The organism is Streptomyces sp. NPDC101132 (genome assembly GCF_044759225.1).
In the GTDB taxonomy this organism is placed as follows: Bacteria; Actinomycetota; Actinomycetes; order Streptomycetales; family Streptomycetaceae; genus Streptomyces.
In genome coordinates this window covers 433,634-453,053 of the sequence record NZ_JBIVYX010000002.1, presented here as the reverse complement: position 1 = coordinate 453,053, position 19,420 = coordinate 433,634, and the positions used below count along the sequence as shown (strand labels likewise).

Genomic DNA, 19,420 nt, shown 5'->3' with positions numbered 1-19,420 from the left:
GGCCTCCCGCCACCGTCTGACCAGCGACAGGTAGATGGTGGACTGGTCCGGGTACGCCGGGGGCGCGGCGGGTCCGGCGTACGGCCGGGCTTCCACCCGGCTGGCCGGAATGCGCACCCAGCCCCGCCCCTCTGCTCGGTCCGGGCTCATCGCCGACCCCTCTCACCGCACGGACGACGTCGGGTACCCGGCTCCCCGCCCCGTACCGGTGGAGCGGGCGCGGGAGGAACCGGGCAGCGGGCCCCGGCCTCCGAGGCGCCGCCTGACTCCTCCCACCAGTCTCCCCGCAGCGAAGCCCGCGCCGTGCACGAATCGCATGGAAGGGCCGAATGAGGGAGCGGTGAGCAGCCCCGCGAAGAACAGTCCGGGGTGCGAGGACTCGAAGCCGGCGGTCAGCTCGGGCGTCCCGCCCGTGCCGACCCGCCGCAGCCCGGCCCGCAGCCCGTCGTCCAGCAGGTCCAGGCGCGCCAGGTCCGGTACGAAGCCGGTCGCCGCGATGACGTGCCCGGCCTCCAGTACGACGTCCTCGCCCCCGGCGGTGGTCAGCGCCAGCCGGGTCCGCGACCCCGCGGGCACCGCCCGAAGCAGCCGGTGCCCCAGCAGGACCGGCACCCGCTCCTCGAAGCGCTCCCGCAGCCACCAGGCTCCCGCCGGGCCCAGGGCGGTGGCGGCGATCCGCTCGCGCCGGGCGGCCGGGAGCCGCCGTACGGCGCCGGGCAGCTCGGCGTACACCCAGTTGCGCCAGCCGGTGCCCAGGCCGCTGTGCGGGTCCCGCATCCGCCGCAGCGGGCTGCGGGACAGGGGCTTGGCCGGGGTGTTCCAGTTGAGCCGCCCGGCCCGGGCCACCAGCCGGGGCCGGGCGCCCAGCTCGGCCAGCAGCGTGGCGGTCTCCATCGCCGCCTGGCCGCCGCCGACGACCACCACGTCCTGGCCGCGGAAGCGGCCCAGGTCCCGGTGGCCGCTGCTGTGCGAGCAGTGCTCGCCCGGCAGGGCGCGCAGGGCCCGGGGGTAGTGCCGGAAGGGCATCACCCCGACGGCCAGGGCCACGGTCCTGGCGAGCAGCGGCGGCCCCTCGTCGGTGGTGACGCGGAAGCCGGCGCCGTGCGGGGCGACGGCGGTGACCGTGCGCTCCTCCACCTCGGGGACGGCGTGCCGGGCGAACCAGAGCCCGTACTCGCTGAAGGCGCTGATCGGCAGCGGCCGGCCGTGCTCGGCGACCAGGCCGCGGCCGGCGCAGTAGTCGGCGAGGGTGTGGCGCCCGGCGGGGTCGGAGAGGTTGGAGGCCCAGGGCTCGGACTTGAGGAACATGCCGCCGGGCATGTGGTCGCGCCAGGACTCCATGGGGCGGCCGAGCACCCGGACGGCCAGTCCGGCGGCCGCCGCGTGGGCGCCGATCGACAGCCCGTAGGGGCCCGCTCCGATCACCACGAGGTCGTCCGTGCGGTTCATGGGATCACGCCCTTTTCGTCGGTGGGGCATCGGTCGTGCCGGTTCATCGGGCCGTACCGGGTCAGCGGGTCGCCGGGGCGCGCTCGGGGCGGTCCCGGACGGTGTCGGAGGGTGCGGGGGCCGGGGCGCTGCCGGGCGCCCGCAGGGGGTGCGCGGGTGCGGGCAGCGGGTCGCCGCCCCGCTGCCGGGGCGCCCGTACGACGGCGCGCGGGGCCCGTACGAAGGCCCGGGGCGCCGCACGTACGAAGGCCCGGGGCACCCGTACGACGGCGCGGGCCGTCCGCCGGCCCCCGGCGGGCACGCCCCGCAGCGCCCCCCACAGGCGGCGGCCCCCCTTGTGCAGGCCCCGGCCCAGGAAGGCGCGGGCCATGGCGAGGAAGGGCAGCGGGTCGTCCGCGGCGAACCAGGCGGGCTCGATCCGCCCGCCGGCCCGGCGGGGGGCGGCGCCCCGGGTGGCCAGGGCGGCGAGCAGGGCGTAGTTCTCGGCGACGAACACCCGGCCGGGACCGCCCGCCCGCTCGGGCACCGGCTGCCCGGTGAGGTCGAGGTACATGGCGCGTACGACGTCGAGTCCCGCGGTGTCGGTGAAGAGCCGGAACTGGGCGCCGGGCCGGGGGTTGAAGTCCAGCAGCCGGAGCCGGCCGCGCTCGTCCCGGCGGAAGTCGAGGTCGAGGATGCCCTGGTAGCCCAGGCGGGCGGCGAGGCGCAGCCCGGCCTCCTCGGCGGCCGGGTCGGGCAGCCAGCGGCCGACGGCGGTGAGGCCGGTGCGCACCGGCCAGGACAGCTCCTTGCGGCCCGAGCCGGTGAGGAGCGGCCGGCCGCCGCGGGCGAAGGCGCCGTGGAAGAACCAGTCGGTGTCGGGGCCGCCGGGCAGGAAGCGCTGGAGCAGCAGGGGGCTGCCCGCCTCGGGGGTCCGCTCGTACAGCCGCCGCGCCTCGGCCGCGGTGGTGACCAGGGTCGTGCTGCGCAGCCCGCTGTCGGGGGGCAGCAGCCAGGGACGGCTCCACTTGGCGACGGCGGGCAGGCCGAGGCGCCAGGCGGCCTCGGCGGCCTCGGCTCCGCTGGCGGGGACGACGGTCTCGGGGTGGCCGACGTCCCAACGGGCGCAGAGGGCGGCGAGTTCGGCCTTGTCGGCGACGCGGGCGGGGAGTTCGCCGGGCTGGGAGGGCAGCAGGTAGCGGCCGGCGAGGAGGGGGGCGATGCGGGAGACCGTGATGGCGCCGAGGTCGTCCATGGCGAAGAGCACCGCGGGCCGTCCGATGCGTTCCGACACGCCGGTCAGGCAGGCCAGGAGGGCGTCCGGTCCGGGGTCGCCCGCGGGGGCCGGATGGGCCGCCCGCAGGTGGCGCGAGCGGGCCACCGGTCCGCCGTCCGCCTCGACCACGGCGTGCACCTCGACGCCCTGGCGGCCCAGGGATCTGACGGCGCCGAGGGTGCCGTGGTGGAAGGGGTTGCGGTCGAGGCGCAGCAGAACTGCGGGCACATCGGTGGCGAACACGGCCATGGGAACGCTGTCTTTCACCTAGTCGGAGCAAGCGGAGGGGGTTGGCAGTCGCTAATGGCCCATCAACGGACCACCGGACAGGCCATTAGTCGGATTGGCTGCCTAACGTCTTTGCTAAGCGCATCGATTCAGGAAGCCTCTGGAGCCGCCATGTCCTCTCACCGCCGCAGACTGGCGAGCACCTGCCTCGGGACGGTCACGGCCGGCCTGCTCGCCACCGGTGCCGCCCTCGCCGCCGCGCCCGACGACGGGCCGGGGAAACAGGGTGTGGCGGGCGACACCGCCATGGGTGCCTATCTCCACTACGGGGCACCGGGCGTGGACCGCATCCCCCAGTTGTCCTCCTGGCTGGGCGGCACCGAACTGCGCGTCGGGCACACGTACTTGCCCGGCGACGCGTGGTCGAACATCGAGGGCGCCCCGAACTTCCTGGACAGCTGGGCGAAGTGGCGCAGGGCCAAGGCCGACCGGCTCTTCGTCCTCAACGTCCCGATGCAGGAGCGGAACGAGGCCGGCGTCCCCGACCACCAGGTCGCCCAGCTCATCAGGTCGGGCGCGCAGGGCGCGTACGACCACCACTTCAGGAAGCTCGCCGAGCGCCTGGTGGACCTGGGCGTGCCGGACACGGTGATCGTGCTCGGCTGGGAGATGAACGGCGTGACGTACACGCACCGGTGCGCGCCCGACCCGGAGAACTGGAAGGCGTACTGGAAGCGGATCGTCACCACGATGCGCTCGGTGCCCGGCCAGAAGTTCCGCTTCGACTTCGCCCCCAACCGGGGGACGGACGCCATCGGGTGGACCCGCTGCTACCCGGGCGACGACGTGGTCGACATCATCGGCATGGACTCGTACGACCAGGCGCCGGGGCGCACCTTCGACGAGCAGATCAGCCAGCCGTACGGGCTCCAGCAGCACGTGGACTTCGCGAAGGAGCACGGCAAGCTCATCTCGTACCCGGAGTGGGGGCTGTTCCGCAACGGCGACAACCCCGAGTACATGCGGCGCATGCTCCAGTGGATCAAGCAGCACAAGCCGCTGTACCACACGATCACGGACTACTGCCCGCACGGCGTCTGGCAGTGCGGGCAGAACCCGCGCTCCTCGCAGGTGTTCCGCGAGGAGCTCTCGTACAAGCCGCCCGTGGTCACGCCGCCGGTCGTGACACCGCCGGTCGTCACCCCGCCGGTCGTCACCCCGCCCGTGATCACGCCGCCGGTCGTCACCCCGCCGGTGGTCACCCCGCCGGTGGTCACCCCGCCGGTGGTCACCCCGCCGGTCATCACACCCCCGGTCATCACACCCCCGGTGGTCACGCCCAAGCCCAGCCCGGTCGATCCCTCGCCCAAGCCCTCGCCCCTCAACCCGTCGCCCAAGCCCAGCCCGGTGAACCCGACCCCGAAGCCGAGCCCGGTGAAGCCGACGCCCAAGCCCTCGCCCGAACCGCCGCAGCCCAAGCCGCCCGTCGAGCGCGAATGGTGCATGCCGCTCGACTTCGGCGACTGGTTCGACGAGATGTTCGGCAGCAAGAAGATCTGCTGGACGTGGGACTGGGACGAGGGAGACGGCTGGGACCAGCGCGAGGACTGGAACAAGGGAGACGACTGGGACAAGGAGGACGGCTGGAGCGGCAAGGACGACTGGGACACCAACGAGCCCGACGACAGCAGCTGGTGGCCGTTCTAGCCCCCACCTCACCGCCGGACCCCGTCCACCCGCCACTCGTTGATCCGGGCCCGCCAGTCGCGGGCGGCGGGCAGCGCCTCCCGCAGGGCGCCGACCGCCCGCTCGCGCCCGGAGACCTGCGACTCGTGCAGCCGCAGCAGCGGCAGGTGCGAGGAACGGGCCAGCAGGAACCGCTGGTTGACCACCGTCTCCGGCCGCCAGTGGTTCTTGTACGGCTCGCTGCCGCGCAGCAGGCTCAGCACCCCCCGCCCCCGGGCGTGGGCGTGCTGGGCCTCGTGCCGCAGCAGCATGGTGACCACGTCCACCTTCCGGGCCCGCAGCTCGGGATCGGCCCCGTACAGGTAGCCGCCGGTCAGACCGGCCGACAGCAGCGTCAGACTGGCGGCGACCACCCGGCCCTCCAGCCGGAACTCCGTCAGCCGGGCGTCACCCGTCCGCACCATCCGCCGCGCGGCCCTGATCAGGTGCTCCGAGAACCGCGGCTTCACGTGCTCCGGGGTCACCCCGCGCCCCCGCCACTGCTCCTCGTGCAGCCGCAGCAGGGTGCGCACCGTATCCGGCACCTCGTGCTCGGAGACCTGGTGCTCCTCGATCCGCAGCGCGTCGATCTTGCGGACCTTGGCCCGGGTGCGCTGGGCGCCCGCCGACGGCATCCGCTTGACCAGGTCCTCGAAGGAGAGCACCGGGAACTCCGCGCAGGACGAGTCGGGCAGCACCGCGTGCACGCCCTCCCACTCCCGCACCACCCGCTCCGCCGCGGCCCCCGGCCGCACCTCCCGCAGGTCCACGACCACCCCGCGCGCGGCCCGGTGCAGCCCCCGGGCCAGCGCCGGCACGACCTCCGCCGCGTGGGCGTCGTCCACCAGCACGTCGCAGTAGTCGGTGATGCCCCCGCCCAGCGGCACCAGCAGCGGCAGCGGCCGGTGCACCAGCGTCAGGGGGGCCGCGCCGACCAGCTCGCCGGCCCGCCGGACCAGCACGATCCGCAGCCGGCCCTCCCTGCCGTACGACAGCCACCAGGAGTGCAGCCAGGCGTGGCTCTGGAAGGGCGTCGCGGTGGGACAGGCGCGCATCAGCCGGTTCCACTCCGCCTCCAGGGCCGCGAACTGGCGGGGGTCCCGGCACAGGGTCACCGACAGCTCCCGGGACCCCGGTGCGGCCGGGGCCCCCGGGGAGCCGGCCGTCATCGCACCGGCTCCTTCTCCTTCGCGGCGGCGGCCGCGGCGGCCTCGGCGGCCTCTCCGTGGGCCGGGCCGGGCAGCGAGGTCACGCCGGTGACCGGCGCGGGTGCCGCCTCCGCGGCCGGCACGGACCCGTCCCGGCGCCGGCCACCGGGCCTGGTCAGCAGCACCAGGCCGCCGATCAGGCCGCCCGCGCACAGTCCCACCGCGGCGCTGACCGTGGCCGAGGGCGAGGCGGGCTCGGACGGGGCGACGGCCTGGTTGAACAGCAGGAGCTGGACACCGGTGTTCTTGGCCGCCTGATTGCTGCTCAGGGAGAGCGCGTCGGCCACCGCGTTGGCGATGTCGGCGGCCTCGGACGCCTTGCCCGAGGTGCCCGTGATCGCGATCATCGGCGACTCGGGCGAGGTCTCGGCGCGCACCCGGGTGCGCAGCTGCCGCGCCGGGATCCCGGCCCGCGGCTGCGCGTAGGCGAGGGTCGAGGCGCTGGTCGCGATGCGCGCGTACGCCTGGGCGAAGCCGAGGGCGGTGGCCGGCTCGGTGGTCTCGTCGGGGACGGCGACCACGTAGCTGGTGGCCGCGTACTCGGGGGCCTTCAGGACCCCGTACGCGCCGCCGGCCGCCAGGCCCAGGACGGCGCAGGCGGGCAGCGGCCACCACGCGGGCGGCGGGAGCAGCCGCCGGCGTGCTCTGCGGGCGCGCCGGGGCGGCCCGGCGGGCTCGTCGGCGGGCGTGCTCTTCCGGTCGTTCTTGGCGGTGCCGGACTCGGCCATGTGCGTACTCACTTCTTCGAGGACGGTGAGGTCTTGGAGGTCTGCGAGGGGGACGGGGAGTGCGGGACGTGCGGGGTCCGGGGGGCACCCGGCAGCAGGGGGGCGGGGGCGAGCACCTGCGCGTACACCCGCAGCAGGGCCTCGGCGCTGTGCGCGATGTCGTAGCGGTGCACGACGGGCGGCGCGGGCAGCCGCCGGGGGCCGGCCGCCGCGTGCTCGCGCAGCGCCGCCGCCAGCTCGTCCGGGCCGGGCCCGATGCGGCGGGCACCGGGGGCCTGGGAGGCGGGCAGGTCGTCGACGGCCGGGCAGGTCACGTGGAGTACGGGCAGCCCGGCGGCCAGCGCCTCGACCACCGCCAGCCCGAAGGCCTCCTCGCGCGAGGGCGAGACGAACACGTCCATCGCCGACAGCAGGGCCGGGACCCCGGGCGTACGGCCGTCCGGCCCGTCGCCCAGCGGGTCCCGCTCGCCGAGCAGGTGCACCCGGTCCGCCGCGCCGAGCTCCGCGGCGAGGGCCCGCAGCGCCGCCCGCTCCGGCCCCTCCCCCGCGATCACCAGGTGCACCCCGGGCAGCGCGGCCACGGCCCGCACCAGTACGTCGAACCGCTTGCCCGGCACCAGCCTCCCGACCCCGCCCACCACGAAGGCGTCGTCCGGCAGTCCGGTGCGGGCCCGGGCGGTGCGCCGCGCCTCCGGGTCGAAGCGGAACCGCACCGCCTCGATGCCGTTGGGCACCACGTGCAGCCGCGCCTCCGGCACGCCCCACCCGCGCAGCCGGGCGGCCACCGTGTCGGAGACGGCGACGGTCGCCCCGCCCAGCCGCTCGCTCGCCAGGTACAGCGCGCGCACCCCGCCGCTCAGCGGCCGGCCCTCGATCTCCGCGTCCCCCAGGGAGTGTTCGGTCGCGACGGTGGCGCCCACCCCCGCGAGCCGGGCCGCGAGCCGCCCGTACACGCACGCCCGGTACAGGTGGGTGTGCACGAGGTCGTACCGGCCCCGGCGGATGAACCGCACCAGCCGCGGCAGGGCCCGCAGGTCGCGGTTGCCGGTCATGCCGAGGTGCACCACCCGCACCCCGTCGGCACGCAGCCCCTCGGCCACCGGCCCGTCGTTGGTCAGGGTGAGCACGTCGCAGTGCACCGGCAGGTGCCGCAGCAGCAGCCGCAGCTGCTGCTCGGCGCCGCCGACCCCGAGGCCGGTGATGATGTGCAGGGCCTTCACGAGGCGGCTCCCAGCAGGTACCTGGCGCGGTGGCGCAGCCGCTTGACCCGCAGCCGGGCGGCGCCGTCGGCCTGGCTGACGTGGGTACGGGGCATGGCGTACGCGCCGCCGAGCCGGCCCGGGTCGATGGCCACGGCGTACGCGTACCCGGCGGCCCGGGCCGCCTCGACGACCCGGCGGTCCACGGTCCCGTACGGGTAGCAGAACCCCGCGGGGGCGGTGCCGGTGATCTCGCGGAGCGCCTCGCGGCTGCCGCTCAGCTCCTGCTCCAGCACGTCGTCCGGGGCGGTGGTGAGGTCCTGGTGGAGCAGCCCGTGCGAGCCGATCTCCTGGCCGGCCGCCGCGATCCGGCGCACGTCCTCGGCCGTGAGCAGCGGCTTGCGCGGGCCCAGCGGGTCCCAGACGTTGTCGGTGCCGAGCCGGCCGGGCAGCACGAAGACGGTCGCCGTGCACTCGTACCGGCGCAGCAGCGGCAGCGCCCCGCTGAGGAAGTCGGTGTACCCGTCGTCGAAGGTCAGCCCGACCAGCCCGGCGCCGTGCCCGGCCGCGCGGGCGGCCCGCAGCTCGGCGACCGAGACCCCCCGCAGCCCCCGGGAGCGCAGCCACAGCAGCTGCTCCTCCAGGGCGGTGGGCGTGACGGTGATCCCGTACGGGTCCTCGGCCGGGTCGGTGAACTCGGCGACCGAGTGGTACATCAGCACCCAGGGGGTCCTGGGTGCGTGCTTCGCGCGGGGGCGCGGCGCGGGGCGCGAGGCGCTGGGTGTCGCCGTGTCAGCGGACATGACGGAACCTCTGGGTGATCGTGGCGGGCAGGGCGTTGACGTCGAGGGCCCGTATGGCCATCCCGGCGGCGATGAACATGGCCGGCACCAGCAGGCAGCCGAGGGCGGCGCTGAGCAGGGGGTTGGGGATCATCGGCCCGGCCAGCCAGCCGGTGAAGCAGGCCGCGGCCGCCGCGACGGACAGCCGGCCGAGGCTGACCGCCACCCGGCGGACCTGGATGGCGATGACGCGCGAGCCGATGCCGTACAGCAGCAGGGCCGCGGTGGTGGAGATGCCCGCCGCGTTGGCCGCGGCGATGCCGTACGTGCCCCACCAGCCCACGGCGAAGGCCCCCGCCACGACGTTCACCCCGAGCCCAGCGGCCATCGCCGCCGCCGGGAACCACATGGGTTTGGAAGTGGAGAAGAACGGCCGGCTGAGCGCGCCGACCAGGCAGTGGCCCAGCAGGCCGACGGCGTAGACCCGCATCACGGCGGCCGTGGCCAGGGTGTCCTCGTGGGTGAACGCCCCCCGCTCGAAGAGCACCTGGATGATCTGGGGCGCGTACCCGATGACGAGCGCGGTGCCCGTGAGCACGGCCAGGGAGGCCAGCGCGAGGTCCTGCTCCACGCGCCGCCTGGCCTTCTCCAGCTCGCCGCCGGCCATGGCCTGGGCGACGACGGGGAAGGTGACGGTGCAGATCATCAGGGAGAGCACCATCGGCATCTGCGCGACCTTCTGCGCGTAGTTGAGGTGTGAGATGGCTCCGGGCGGCAGGGAGGCGGCGAGGAACCGCTCGACCAGCACCTGCGACTGCCGGGACACGGCGAAGAAGATGACCGGCGCGAGGGTGCCCAGGGCCAGCAGGGTGGGCCGGTCGCGGTCCCGCAGCGCCCGGTGGGCGCGGTCGGGGCGGGGGTTGCCGAAGCCGACGTGGCGTACGAAGGCGGGGAGCTGGACGGCGACCATCAGCAGCCCGCCGACCGCGACCCCGGCCGCGGCGGCCCGCACGCCGAGCGTGGCGTGCAGGGCCAGCATGGTGCCGATGATGCCGACGTTGTAGGCGACGTAGATCGCGGCCGGCGGCAGGAAGGACCGGTGGGCCCGCAGCCCGGCGCTGAAGTACCCGGCGAGGCCGAAGGTCAGCACGGTCAGGGCGGTCAGCCGGGTGCACTGGACGGCGAGGTCCGGGTCGGGCAGGCCGGGCGCGAGCAGCCCGACGACGAGCGGGGCGGCGACCAGCAGGACGGCCGCCACGGCGGCCAGCGTGACGACCAGCCGCGGCAGCGTGGCGCCGACCAGCAGCCGTACGGGGTCCTGGGCGCGGGCCTCCCGGCGGGTCAGCCCGGCCCGGGCGGCCGAGCGGCGGGCCAGCGCGTGGCTGAACGCGGGCACCATGAGCAGGGCCATGGCGTCCTCGATCAGCAGCGTGGAGGCCATCTCGGGGACGGTCCACGCGATCAGGAAGGCGTCGCTGTCGTGACCGGCCCCGAAGAGGTGGGCGATGGTCTGGTCGCGCAGCAGCCCGAACACCGCGCCGGCCACGGTCAGTCCGGCGGTCACGGCGGCGGCCTTGGCGAGGAACCTCCCCAGCCGCGGCACGCCGGGCGGCTCCCCCTGCACGTCGTTCCCCCGCTCGGTCCCGGGCGGCCCCCCACCGGGCCCCGCGCCCCGGGAGAGCGTCCCTCGGCCGTCCGCGCCGAAACCCCCCGCGGCGCCCGAACTTCCGTTCCTGGTGCGGCTGTTGGCGGGTGACGAGGTCAGCCCGGCACCGCCCGCGCCCGCCGGGACGGGGCGTGCGGCGGTCGGTGCGCCGGGGGCGCCCTGGGCGAAGCCAGGGGGGAGCTCCGGGGGCAGGGCCCCCGGGAGCGGCGCCGCGGTCTCCGTCACGCGACCGCCGCGCCTTCGCGTGCGGGCGCCGGTGCCGGGACGCGCGCTCCGGAGGCGTCCGGGCCGCCCGCGTCCGTGCCGCCGGCCGCGGCGGAGCCGAGGGCCCACCAGGCCGCGAGGCCGATGATCACGCCGGTCAGGACGGTGGAGGGGCCGCCGATGTCGGCGTAGAGGAAGTCCGTCAGCTGCCACACCAGGAGGCCCACCGCCGCCAGCCCGCAGTCCCTCGGGGAGCGCGGGGCGCGGTCCGGCCGGAGCGCCCGGCGCAGGCCCGCCACCAGGAGCACGGCCCAGCCGCCCGCGAGCGCGGTCAGCCCGATGAGCCCCTGCTCGCTCAGCACCAGCAGGTACATGTTGTGCGGGGACAGCAGGGGCTGGCGCAGGTACGCCTGGCCCGCGCCCGCGGTGTCGCTGCCCGAGGACAGCCCGATCGAGGAGTGGCCGTCGCGGTGGGCCGGGAAGCCCTTGAGCCCGACGCCCGCGGCGGGCCGCTCCTGCCACATGGACGTGGCCGCGGCCCACATGGTGTACCGGTCCGTCACCGACTGGTCGGGCGCCGAACCCACCTGGGTGATGCTGGTCAGCCGCTCGGCCATCATCTCGGAGCCCACGCCGAAGCCGCCCACCAGCACCACCCCGGCCGCGACCAGGGCGGCCAGCGTCCTGAGCGCCCGCCGCACCCCGGCCAGCAGCATCACCACCGCGAGCGCGCCCGCGGTCGCGATCCACGCGCCCCGGCTGAAGGACAGCACCAGCGGCACCACCAGCGCGAGGGCGCTCACCGCCGCCGGACCGCGCAGCCTCCGCGGGGTGCCCGGGGCCAGCGCCAGCGCCGCGGCGATCACCAGCCCGTACGCGACCACCGTGGCCATGCCCATCACGTCGCCGGGGCCGAAGGTGCCCACGGCCCTGATGTCCTCGCCCTGGTACGAGGCGCCGGTGTGGGTCGCGTACTGCACCACCCCCACCGCACCCTGCACCAGCGCCAGCACCACGAAGCACCCCGCGGCCAGCCGGAACTCCCGGGCGTCCCGCACGAGCAGCACGATCGCGCCCGGTACGAGCACGAAGACCTGGAGGTAGCGCACGAAGCCGGGCAGCGCCGCGTACGGGTCCCCGGCGGTGACCGTGGCGGCGGCGAGGCCGACGGCCGGCATGCCGAGCAGCAGTGCGCCCAGCGGGCTCAGCCGCCGCACCTCGCCGCGCAGGGCCTGTACGGCGCAGCAGAAGACGAGCAGCAGCGAGGCCGCGTCGGCCGGGGTGACCTTGCCGGAGGCGGTGGCGTCACCGGCCGGCAGCGGCACGACCAGCAGCAGCACGGTCGCGGCGAGCGGCAGCAGCGGCCAGTGGCGCCGCAGCAGTTCGGGCAGCCCCTGCGGGGCGGGGGGACTCCCCCCGGTGAGGAGGCCGGGCGGGATGGCGGCGCCGCTCATGTCAGCTGCCCCCCAGCCGGAAGCGGAAGAAGGAGGCGGCGGTGCGGGCGAGGATCCACAGGTCCTGCCAGAGCGACCAGGTGTCGATGTAGTGGTTGTCGAAGCGGGCCCGGTCCTCGATGGAGGTGTCGCCGCGCAGGCCGTTGATCTGGGCGAGCCCGGTGATGCCGACCGGCATCCGGTGACGGGCCTCGTAGCCGGGGTGGACGGTGCTGAACTTCGCGACGAAGAAGGGGCGTTCGGGGCGCGGGCCGACCAGGCTCATGTCGCCGCGGACCACGTTCCACAGCTGCGGCAGCTCGTCGAGCGAGGACTTGCGCAGCAGGCTGCCGACCCGGCTCATCCGGTTGTCGTTGGCAACGGTCCAGCGGGTGGCGGACTCGTGCTCGTCGGCGGGGCGCAGGGTGCGGAACTTCAGCAGGGTGAAGGGCCGTCCGTACAGGCCCACGCGCTCCTGCCGGAAGATCACGCCGGGGCCGTCGGAGAGGCGTACGGCGAGGGCGCACAGGCCCATCAGGGGCGCGGCGAGGACCAGGGCCACGGCGGCGAGCACGCCGTCGATCAGGCGCTTGACGGCCCGCTCGACGGGGCGGGCGGGGCGCGGGAGCAGCGGCTGCACGGAGAACCCCCACAGGTGGTCGTGGGGCTCGGCGACGCGCATGCCGGTGACCTTGGCGGTGCCGGCGGGGTCGGCGAGCCAGAGGCGGCAGCCGTGGTCGCGGAAGAGCCGGACCAGGGCCGCGGTGCGCTCGTCGGCCTCCGGCGGCCGGGTGAAGACGGCGTGCCGGACGGAGTTCTGGATGACGGCCCGGCGGACGTCCTCGTGGGTGGCGAGCACGGGCAGGGCGAGGGTCCCCGCGGGATCGGGCTCCTGGGTGGGGTCGGCGAGACCGACCGGCCGGAGCCCGTACTCGCGGCGGCCGTGCAGCGCGGCGGCCACCTGGCGGGCCCCGGCGGCGGGCCCCACGACGAGGGCGGAGCGGGGGCGGCGTACGGCGGACCGGCGGCGCAGCTGGTGCACGAACCCGCGTCCCGCGCACGTCAGTACGACCTGCAGGCACACGGCGGCGGCGAGCGCGCCCCACCCCAGGGCGCGCCCGGGGTCGAGCGCCGCGGCCACGGTGGCCGCACCGCACCAGACGGCGAGCGAACGGCCGAGCAGCGCGGGCAGTTCGAGCAGGGCGGAGGGCGACAGCCGGGGCCGGTAGAGCCCGGCCTGCGCGTGCAGCGCGGCCAGCGCGACGGCGATCGGGGCGGCCGCCTCGCGTGGCCAGTCCAGGCCGGGCAGGGCTCCCGCGGTGACGAGCGCGGCGACCGCGTCGGCGGTGAGCAGCGGGCCGACGCCCTCGTGGCGACGGTGCCGCTGGGGCCGTACGGCGGGCCGGGCCTCGTCCGCCTTGGGTCCGCGGGGCGGGTGGATGGAGGTCACCGAGCGGCGGACGGCCGTGGTCCCGGCGCCCTTCCGCCCGGTGTGTGGCGCGTGTGCGCTGTCCATCGTCATCGGCTGTTGCGCTCCTGGTTCGAGGGCCGGGCCAGGCCCAGCAGTTCGTGGTACAGGCCGGTGACCGCGGCCGTGGTCCGCCGCACGTCGAACTCCGTACGCGCGTGTTCCTGGGCCTGTCGCCCCAGTTCGTCGAGCAGCTCCGGTTCCGAGAGCAGCCGGCCCAGCGCCTTGGCCAGCGCCGTCGGGTCCTCCGGCGGTACCAGGCACAGGGGCGCCTGCCCGGGCGGCAGGCTCTCGCGGGCACCGCTGACGTCGGACACCACGACCGGCCGGCCGCAGGCCATTGCTTCGAGCGGGGCGAGCGCCATGCCCTCCCAGCGCGACGGCAATACAACGAGATCGGCGGCCCGAAGCCACGGCCTGATGTCGGCGGCCGCCCCGGCGAAGAGGACCCCGGAGGGGGCCGAATGGCGCAGCCGGGCCGCGTCGGGGCCGTCGCCCACCAGCACCAGGCGGGCGGTGGCGGCGGTCGCGGTGACCTCCGGCCAGGCCTTGAGCAGCAGGTCCTGGCCCTTCTGCTGGCACAGCCGGCCGACGCAGACCACGAGCGGGCCCTGTGGGGCGGACCGGGAGAGGAGGGGCAGCCCGGCTCGGGCGGCCGCCTTGTCCTCGCCCTCGCGCGGGCCGAAGTGTTCGAGGTCCACGCCGTTGCGGATCACGGCCCACCGGGCGGCGATGCCGGCGGACTCCCCGGCGCGCCGCTCGGCCTCGCTGACGCAGAGCACCCGGTCGGCCCAGCGTGCGGCGAGCCGCTCCCAGCGCAGCGCGAGGGCGGCGGTGGTGCCGCCGACGGCGTCGAAGGACCAGGCGTGCGGCTGGAAGAGGGTGGGCACGGAGCCGCGTACGGCCAGCCGCCCGGCCAGTCCCGCCTTGGCGCTGTGCGCGTGCAGCAGGTCGGGGCGCACCCGGCCGACCAGCCGGGCGGCCGCGAGGGTCTCGGAGGCGAGGGCCGGGCCGGGGGCGCGGCCGGCGCGCCAGGCGAGGACCTCGGCGCCCGCCTCGCGCGCGGCGCCGGCGAGCGTCCCGCCGGGCGGGCAGGCGACGACGCTCCGCAGGCCGCCCCGGATCTGGGCGCGGACCAGGTCGGTGACGACCCGGGCCACTCCGCCCTCCACGGGCTGGACGAGGTGGAGGACCGTCGGCGCGGTGCCGGCGGTCGCGGTGTCTGACTGCACGTGGAGTGATCTCCGTACGTTTCAGCGGCGCGCGTCTGCCTGTACGAAGAGCACGCCGAGGAAATGACCCTGGTTTTCCGCCTCGAACCTGAACTTCAGGCTTCGGGCGCCTTCGGACAGCGCGGGGCCGAGATCGAACACGTCCGCGTCATATCCGAGATTGTTCACATGTTCTGGCTGTCGCCTGGACGAGGGACGGCCGAATTCTGTGATAGTAGAATTCATCACATCATTGAAGGGGTTTTCGGCATCGCTGAGGTTCAGCCTGCGCCCGCTGTCCGCGGTGACGGTCAGTGAGTCGCCGAGCGCCCCGCGGTCCCCGTCGTACCCGACCACGCCGGCCTTGCCCGACCCGCGGGCCGGCACCTCGAACCCCGTCAGCTCGACGGTCCGCCCGGTGTCCCGGGCCCCCTCGGCGTCCGCGTCCGCACCGCCCCGCAGGGCCGCGAAGCCGTCCCACAGGGACAGCTGGCGCAGCGGCTCGTCCGGCTTCTCGTACGCCGCCACGAGCGTCCAGCCGCCCCAGGCGCCCACGTCCGAGTGCCCCTTGGCGATGTTCAGCTGCGCCACCGTCCACATCCCCCCGCCGAACTTCCGGACGAGCGGGGTGATGTCCGCGGAGGCCTGGTAGGCGTCGCTGCCGTCGGCGTCGCGGTGCGCGATCCGGGTGTCCGCCAGCACGTCCTTGTACGAGCCGCCCGGCTCGGCCACCAGCACGCGGCCGTTGTCCTCCGGGGGCTTCTGCTCGCCGACCCGCAGGTTGCCGCCCCAGTAGAGCCGGGCGTACGTGATCCGGGCCCCCTTCGGCACCACCAGCTCGGCCCGGGTGGAGTTGTACGTGTTCGGGTCCCGGTCGAGGTCGCTGTAGAGCATCTCGAAGTCCCCGTTGACCCCCGCCGCACCGCGCTTGACGTCCCCGCACGGCTGCGCCCCGGCATCGACCCGGCTCTCACAGCTGATGCCGGAGTTCGACGCCCGTGCGAAGCCGCCGTGCTGCACGGCCTGGTAACGCTGCGTGAAAGGAATCTCGGGCAATTCCCTGACCGCCGAGGAGGCGCCGGCAGCGGGAAGGGACATCGAAAGTCCCAGGCCGGAGAGCACACCGAGGGTGCGGAAGGCCTTGCGCCCAGTCGACTTCGAAGCCTCCGACATGACCAGGTCTCCCATTTCCGATCAAGGCGTCAAAACAGGAGTGCACTTTGTCAGAAACCCAGCTGGAAATCACGTCGGACTCGCTCGTACGGCCTTTTGGGCGAAGGTGCGCACCCTTGCCGCCCGGTGCTCGTTATGCGGGTGCACCACGTTCGAACAGAAAGGGAAATCCGAGATGAAGAAGACGCTGATCCGCACCACCACGACGGCGGTCGCGGGTGCTGCCGTGCTGATGGGCGGCGCCGGCATCGCGGCCGCCCACGGCCAGGACGGCAGCGGCGCCTCCGCGGCCGGCTACGCCGCCGGGTCCCCGGGCGTCCTCTCCGGCAACCTGGTCCAGGTCCCGGTCCACGTCCCGGTCAACCTGTGCGGCAACACGGCGAACCTGGTCGCCCTGCTCAACCCCGCCTTCGGCAACACCTGCATCAACGCGTAGGACCGCCAGGAGCCCGTTCGGGTGAAGGCTCGCAACCCAAACCTGGGAAGGGCCGTTGATCCGGATGCTCCTGTACCGGGCAATCCTCAGAAAAGGGATGACAGTGATCAAGAAGATGATGGCCACGGCAGCGGTCGCGGCTTCGGTCGTGGGCGCCGGCGCGGCGATGGCCCCGCAGGCGATGGCGATCGGCAACGACAACGGCGTCAGCACCGTGAACGGCAACCACGCCTCCCAGGTCTACGGCAACCAGGCCACCTACGGGAACATGAGCCCGCAGATGGCGCTGATCCAGGGCTCGCTCAACAAGCCCTGTGTGGGCCTGCCGGTCAAGGGCAACGTCCAGTCCCTCGTCGCGCTGGTCAACGTCGGTGTCCAGGACATCCCGATCCTGTCCGCCCCGCAGACCCAGCAGTGCACCGAGAACTCCACCCAGGCGAAGGGCGACGAGCCGCTCTCGCACATCCTGGACGACATCTCGGCGCTCTCCGGCAACGGCGCGGTCAACAGCTAGTCGGGACCGCCCAGTGCCACGGGGCCGCCGCACCTTCGGGTCGCGGCGGCCTCGTCGTCTGTGGGGCGGAAAATCCCCACGGCAATTCGGCCGGAGATATCCGGCACAATTCCGGAGCCGACTTTCCCCGACGGCAACGGAGTGAAATCGGAAGAGCCGCCCTCGGATTTTCGGTTTCCTTTCTCCGGACAGCTCGTTACTCAGCTCGCAGCGGTGTTGAAGAACAGAAATCTGGGCACGCAGCGCGAGGGTCGTGTATGCGACGGAACACCCCTGCGGGAAGGATCGAAAATGAAGTACACGAAGGCAGCCGCCGTCACCGCCGGCGTCCTGATCGCCGCCGGTGCCGCCACCCCCGCCATGGCCGACTCCGAGGCCTACGGCAAGGCCGTCGGCTCCCCGGGCGTCGCCTCCGGCAACCTCGGCCAGGTGCCGGTCCACGTCCCGGTCAACGTCTGCGGCAACACGGCGAACCTCGCCGCACTGCTGAACCCGGCGTTCGGCAACGTCTGCGTGAACGACTGACGCGCGACGCGTCCGCGCCCACCAGGGCAAACCTCCTCGGGGTGGCCCCGGAGTGCACGGCGGTGCACTCCGGGGCCACCTTGACTTACACCGCACCGGCGGCGAGCGCCGGTAGACAGGGAAGGACCCATGCGACAGGTACTGAGCCGACAGGTACTGAGCAAGGGCGTACTCACCGCAGCGGCGGCGTCGAGCCTGCTGTCCCTAGGCGCCGGCGCCGCGTACGCGCACCCGGGCGCGAGCGCCGAGGCCTCGCACTCCCCGGGCGTACTGTCCGGCAACAGCGTCTCGGTACCGCTGACCGTCAGCCCGAACGTCTGCGGCAACTCGGTGGACGCGGCCTCGGCGCTCAACCCCTCGATGGGCAACCACTGCGAGACCGGCACCACCCACGAGCACCACCACTACCACGGCGGCGGCTCGTACGGCGGCGGGTACGACTACGAGCGGTACCTGGAGCCGGAGGCGCGCGACTACGAGCGCTACCTGCGCCCCGCGCCCGAACGGCACGAGCCGCAGCACGCGCGGCCCGGTGCCGGCCCCGGCCGCGAGGACCACCGGCCCGGCCCCGGCACCGGCAAGCACCGCAAGCCCGCCCCGGCCCCCCAGGCCGGCCACGGCCACGAGCACGGACCCGGGTACGGCGCCCCTGAGGAGGAGTGCGACGAGGAGCACGGCACCCCGCCCGCGCACCAGGCACCCCCGAGGCCCGCTGCCGAGCCGAAGCCGAAGCCCGAGCCGGCTCCCGTCCCGGAGACCGTCCCCGAGCAGGCCGTCCCCGCCCCGCCGCCGGTCGTACCGCCGGCCCCCGCGCCGGAGGCCAAGCCCGAGCCCCGTCCGGAGGCCAAGCCCGCACCGAAGCCGGAGCCGGAGCCGAAGCCCGAGCACAAGCCGGAGCCCAGGCCGGAGCCGGTCCACGAGGCGAAGCCGCTGCCGGCCCCCGCCCCGGTCGAGGTGCCCGAGCCGCGTCCCCGCCGCGGCCACCAGGAGGAGGTCCCCGCGCCGGCGCCGGTCGTCGTCCCGCCGGCGGCACCCGCTCCCGCGCCGGCGCCCGCGCCCGTCCCCGCGCCCCCGGCGGCGCCCGTCCCGGCGCCCGCCCCCGCCGCCGAGGTTCCGGGTCCCGCCCCGGCCCCGGTCGTCGACGTCCCCCGGGCCGACCAGCCCCCCTCGGTCCCCGAGGAGAACCGCCCGGTCGACCTGACCCCGGCGCCCGCACCCCACGAGGCGGCACCGGCTCCCGTTCCGGTCCCCGAGTCCGCCCCGGCGGCGCCCGCCCGCCAGGTCCCCGTCCTCGCGGCGACCGGGGCGACCGGAGCGACCATCCCGGCGGCCGCCCTCAGCGCGGGGCTGCTGCTCGGCGGGGCCGTCCTCTACCGGCGGTCCCGAATCGCCTGACCCGGCATTCGGCGGCAGCTTGGCCGGTAATCGAAAAAGGTGAATAAATATCGGCCGGAGAATCCGTCAGGATTCTCCGGCCGATCACTTGTCCGAGCGTCCGGGCAAGAAAGCGGTGGACGCGGAGTTTCCGCAGCCCGCAGGAATCGTTGTGCATGGCGAAAGTGGCGCGACGGTCGCCGCTGGAGAAAGGGATCCCAAATGAAGTTCTCGAAGGTCGCCGCTGTCGTCGCCGGTTCCGTGGCCGCACTCGGTGCCGTCACCCCCGCGTTCGCCGCCGACGACATGCAGCCGATGAGCCTGAACGGCGGCGCGATGGACGCGGTCGCCGCGACCGCACCGCTGTCGCAGAACCTCCCGCTGCACCTCGAGAACGCGCTGGAGGAGCAGGGCTCGGCGCTGCACTCCACCGTCGAGGCGGCCGAGGGCGTCAACCACCTCCGCAACCACGCCCCGGACAAGGTCCTGGGGACCCTGACCAACGCGACCGAGACCGCCCCCGTCGCCCCCCAGCTGCTCGGCGGTCTGAACATCAACCACGGTTGAGCCGGCCGACGTTCGCGCCGCCCTCCGCACCGCCCGTGCCGCCGACTCCCGCGGCGCGGGCGGTCTTCGCGTACGTACGCACCTCCGCCCGCACCACTCCCCCGCACTCCCCCACGCGCCGTCCGGAGCACCCCCGTCGCCCCGGAAAACACTCGTGGCGGCCCCCGCCCCCCCCGGGGGGGCCCCCGCGGCCCCGGGGGGGGGGGGAGTCGGTGGTGGGCGGGGTGGCGACAGCCGGGGTACGCAAGGGGATAACCGTGTCGGTGTTGGCGCCG

The 19,420-nt window shown here is 75.1% G+C and carries 17 protein-coding genes; 6 read left to right on the top strand and 11 right to left on the bottom strand.

Features of this window, described 5'->3' with window-relative positions:
* Positions 1 to 162: 162 nt before the first annotated feature.
* Both ACIQUR_RS06260 and ACIQUR_RS06255 read right to left on the bottom strand, forming a co-directional pair.
* Positions 163 to 1,449: an NAD(P)-binding domain-containing protein gene (locus ACIQUR_RS06260; protein WP_403659095.1), complete on the bottom strand. Its 1,287-nt coding sequence runs from the start codon at positions 1,447 to 1,449 to the stop codon at positions 163 to 165.
* A gap of 61 nt (positions 1,450 to 1,510) precedes the next feature.
* On the bottom strand, positions 1,511 to 2,953 hold the full coding sequence (locus tag ACIQUR_RS06255) for an ATP-grasp domain-containing protein (protein ID WP_403659092.1): 1,443 nt from the start codon (positions 2,951 to 2,953) through the stop codon (positions 1,511 to 1,513).
* Positions 2,954 to 3,103: 150 nt separating this feature from the next.
* Here ACIQUR_RS06255 and ACIQUR_RS06250 point away from each other — a divergent pair, with 150 nt between their 5' ends.
* Entirely contained in the window at positions 3,104 to 4,639 is a 1,536-nt protein-coding gene (locus ACIQUR_RS06250; protein ID WP_403659089.1) for a glycosyl hydrolase, read from the top strand.
* Positions 4,640 to 4,647: 8 nt separating this feature from the next.
* On the opposite strand, the gene ACIQUR_RS06245 is transcribed toward ACIQUR_RS06250, so the two are convergent.
* The 9 genes from ACIQUR_RS06245 to ACIQUR_RS06205 all read right to left on the bottom strand — a co-directional run bounded on the left by ACIQUR_RS06245 (position 4,648) and on the right by ACIQUR_RS06205 (position 15,729).
* A complete protein-coding gene (locus ACIQUR_RS06245) occupies positions 4,648 to 5,826 on the bottom strand; it encodes a GNAT family N-acetyltransferase (protein WP_403659086.1) in 1,179 nt (392 codons plus the stop codon).
* Positions 5,823 to 6,593, bottom strand: coding sequence for a lipopolysaccharide biosynthesis protein (locus tag ACIQUR_RS06240; protein ID WP_403659083.1), 771 nt, complete (start codon positions 6,591 to 6,593; stop codon positions 5,823 to 5,825). The genes ACIQUR_RS06245 and ACIQUR_RS06240 overlap by 4 nt, the downstream gene beginning before the upstream one ends.
* 8 nt (positions 6,594 to 6,601) lie before the next feature.
* On the bottom strand, positions 6,602 to 7,813 hold the full coding sequence (locus ACIQUR_RS06235) for a glycosyltransferase (RefSeq protein ID WP_403659080.1): 1,212 nt from the start codon (positions 7,811 to 7,813) through the stop codon (positions 6,602 to 6,604).
* Positions 7,810 to 8,595, bottom strand: a complete 786-nt coding sequence (locus ACIQUR_RS06230; RefSeq protein ID WP_403659077.1) for a polysaccharide deacetylase family protein — start codon at positions 8,593 to 8,595, stop codon at positions 7,810 to 7,812. Before ACIQUR_RS06230 ends, ACIQUR_RS06235 begins: the two co-directional genes overlap by 4 nt.
* Positions 8,585 to 10,177 (bottom strand): murein biosynthesis integral membrane protein MurJ, encoded by a 1,593-nt coding sequence (gene murJ, locus ACIQUR_RS06225; RefSeq protein ID WP_403659074.1) that lies wholly within the window; start codon positions 10,175 to 10,177, stop codon positions 8,585 to 8,587. Before murJ ends, ACIQUR_RS06230 begins: the two co-directional genes overlap by 11 nt.
* Before the next feature lie 284 nt (positions 10,178 to 10,461).
* Entirely contained in the window at positions 10,462 to 11,898 is a 1,437-nt protein-coding gene (locus ACIQUR_RS06220) for an O-antigen ligase family protein (protein WP_403659071.1), read from the bottom strand.
* A gap of 1 nt (position 11,899) precedes the next feature.
* Positions 11,900 to 13,399, bottom strand: coding sequence for an exopolysaccharide biosynthesis polyprenyl glycosylphosphotransferase (locus ACIQUR_RS06215; RefSeq protein WP_403659068.1), 1,500 nt, complete (start codon positions 13,397 to 13,399; stop codon positions 11,900 to 11,902).
* The gene (locus ACIQUR_RS06210) at positions 13,396 to 14,577 is read right to left on the bottom strand and encodes a glycosyltransferase (RefSeq protein ID WP_403659065.1); all 1,182 of its coding nucleotides are present in this window, start codon (positions 14,575 to 14,577) and stop codon (positions 13,396 to 13,398) included. The genes ACIQUR_RS06215 and ACIQUR_RS06210 overlap by 4 nt, the downstream gene beginning before the upstream one ends.
* A 21-nt stretch (positions 14,578 to 14,598) precedes the next feature.
* The gene (locus ACIQUR_RS06205; RefSeq protein WP_403659062.1) at positions 14,599 to 15,729 is read right to left on the bottom strand and encodes a DUF3344 domain-containing protein; all 1,131 of its coding nucleotides are present in this window, start codon (positions 15,727 to 15,729) and stop codon (positions 14,599 to 14,601) included.
* A gap of 175 nt (positions 15,730 to 15,904) precedes the next feature.
* On the opposite strand from ACIQUR_RS06205, the gene ACIQUR_RS06200 reads away from it, so the two are divergent.
* The 5 genes from ACIQUR_RS06200 to ACIQUR_RS06180 all read left to right on the top strand — a co-directional run bounded on the left by ACIQUR_RS06200 (position 15,905) and on the right by ACIQUR_RS06180 (position 19,145).
* The gene (locus ACIQUR_RS06200) at positions 15,905 to 16,165 is read left to right on the top strand and encodes a chaplin (RefSeq protein WP_403659059.1); all 261 of its coding nucleotides are present in this window, start codon (positions 15,905 to 15,907) and stop codon (positions 16,163 to 16,165) included.
* A 103-nt stretch (positions 16,166 to 16,268) separates the two neighbouring features.
* Positions 16,269 to 16,679 carry a rodlin gene (locus tag ACIQUR_RS06195; protein WP_403659832.1) on the top strand — a complete coding sequence of 137 codons (411 nt, stop codon included), beginning with the start codon at positions 16,269 to 16,271 and terminating at the stop codon, positions 16,677 to 16,679.
* Positions 16,680 to 16,970: 291 nt separating this feature from the next.
* Complete coding sequence (locus ACIQUR_RS06190; protein ID WP_403659056.1) at positions 16,971 to 17,204, top strand: chaplin; 234 nt, start codon at positions 16,971 to 16,973, stop codon at positions 17,202 to 17,204.
* A 129-nt stretch (positions 17,205 to 17,333) separates the two neighbouring features.
* A complete protein-coding gene (locus ACIQUR_RS06185; RefSeq protein WP_403659053.1) occupies positions 17,334 to 18,599 on the top strand; it encodes a chaplin in 1,266 nt (421 codons plus the stop codon).
* 201 nt (positions 18,600 to 18,800) lie between these two features.
* Complete coding sequence (locus ACIQUR_RS06180) at positions 18,801 to 19,145, top strand: hypothetical protein (RefSeq protein WP_403659050.1); 345 nt, start codon at positions 18,801 to 18,803, stop codon at positions 19,143 to 19,145.
* The last annotated feature ends 275 nt before the right edge of the window (positions 19,146 to 19,420 follow it).

Excerpts from the sequence above, each read along its gene's own strand:
- ACIQUR_RS06260 (WP_403659095.1), bottom strand. The coding sequence starts at position 1,449 with ATGAACCGCACGGACGACCTCGTGGTGATCGGAGCGGGCCCCTACGGG.
- ACIQUR_RS06255 (WP_403659092.1), bottom strand. The coding sequence starts at position 2,953 with ATGGCCGTGTTCGCCACCGATGTGCCCGCAGTTCTGCTGCGCCTCGAC.
- ACIQUR_RS06250 (WP_403659089.1), top strand. The coding sequence starts at position 3,104 with ATGTCCTCTCACCGCCGCAGACTGGCGAGCACCTGCCTCGGGACGGTC.
- ACIQUR_RS06245 (WP_403659086.1), bottom strand. The coding sequence starts at position 5,826 with ATGACGGCCGGCTCCCCGGGGGCCCCGGCCGCACCGGGGTCCCGGGAG.
- ACIQUR_RS06240 (WP_403659083.1), bottom strand. The coding sequence starts at position 6,593 with ATGGCCGAGTCCGGCACCGCCAAGAACGACCGGAAGAGCACGCCCGCC.
- ACIQUR_RS06230 (WP_403659077.1), bottom strand. The coding sequence starts at position 8,595 with ATGTCCGCTGACACGGCGACACCCAGCGCCTCGCGCCCCGCGCCGCGC.
- ACIQUR_RS06220 (WP_403659071.1), bottom strand. The coding sequence starts at position 11,898 with ATGAGCGGCGCCGCCATCCCGCCCGGCCTCCTCACCGGGGGGAGTCCC.
- ACIQUR_RS06215 (WP_403659068.1), bottom strand. The coding sequence starts at position 13,399 with ATGACGATGGACAGCGCACACGCGCCACACACCGGGCGGAAGGGCGCC.
- ACIQUR_RS06205 (WP_403659062.1), bottom strand. The coding sequence starts at position 15,729 with ATGTCGGAGGCTTCGAAGTCGACTGGGCGCAAGGCCTTCCGCACCCTC.
- ACIQUR_RS06200 (WP_403659059.1), top strand. The coding sequence starts at position 15,905 with ATGAAGAAGACGCTGATCCGCACCACCACGACGGCGGTCGCGGGTGCT.
- ACIQUR_RS06190 (WP_403659056.1), top strand. The coding sequence starts at position 16,971 with ATGAAGTACACGAAGGCAGCCGCCGTCACCGCCGGCGTCCTGATCGCC.
- ACIQUR_RS06185 (WP_403659053.1), top strand. The coding sequence starts at position 17,334 with ATGCGACAGGTACTGAGCCGACAGGTACTGAGCAAGGGCGTACTCACC.
- ACIQUR_RS06180 (WP_403659050.1), top strand. The coding sequence starts at position 18,801 with ATGAAGTTCTCGAAGGTCGCCGCTGTCGTCGCCGGTTCCGTGGCCGCA.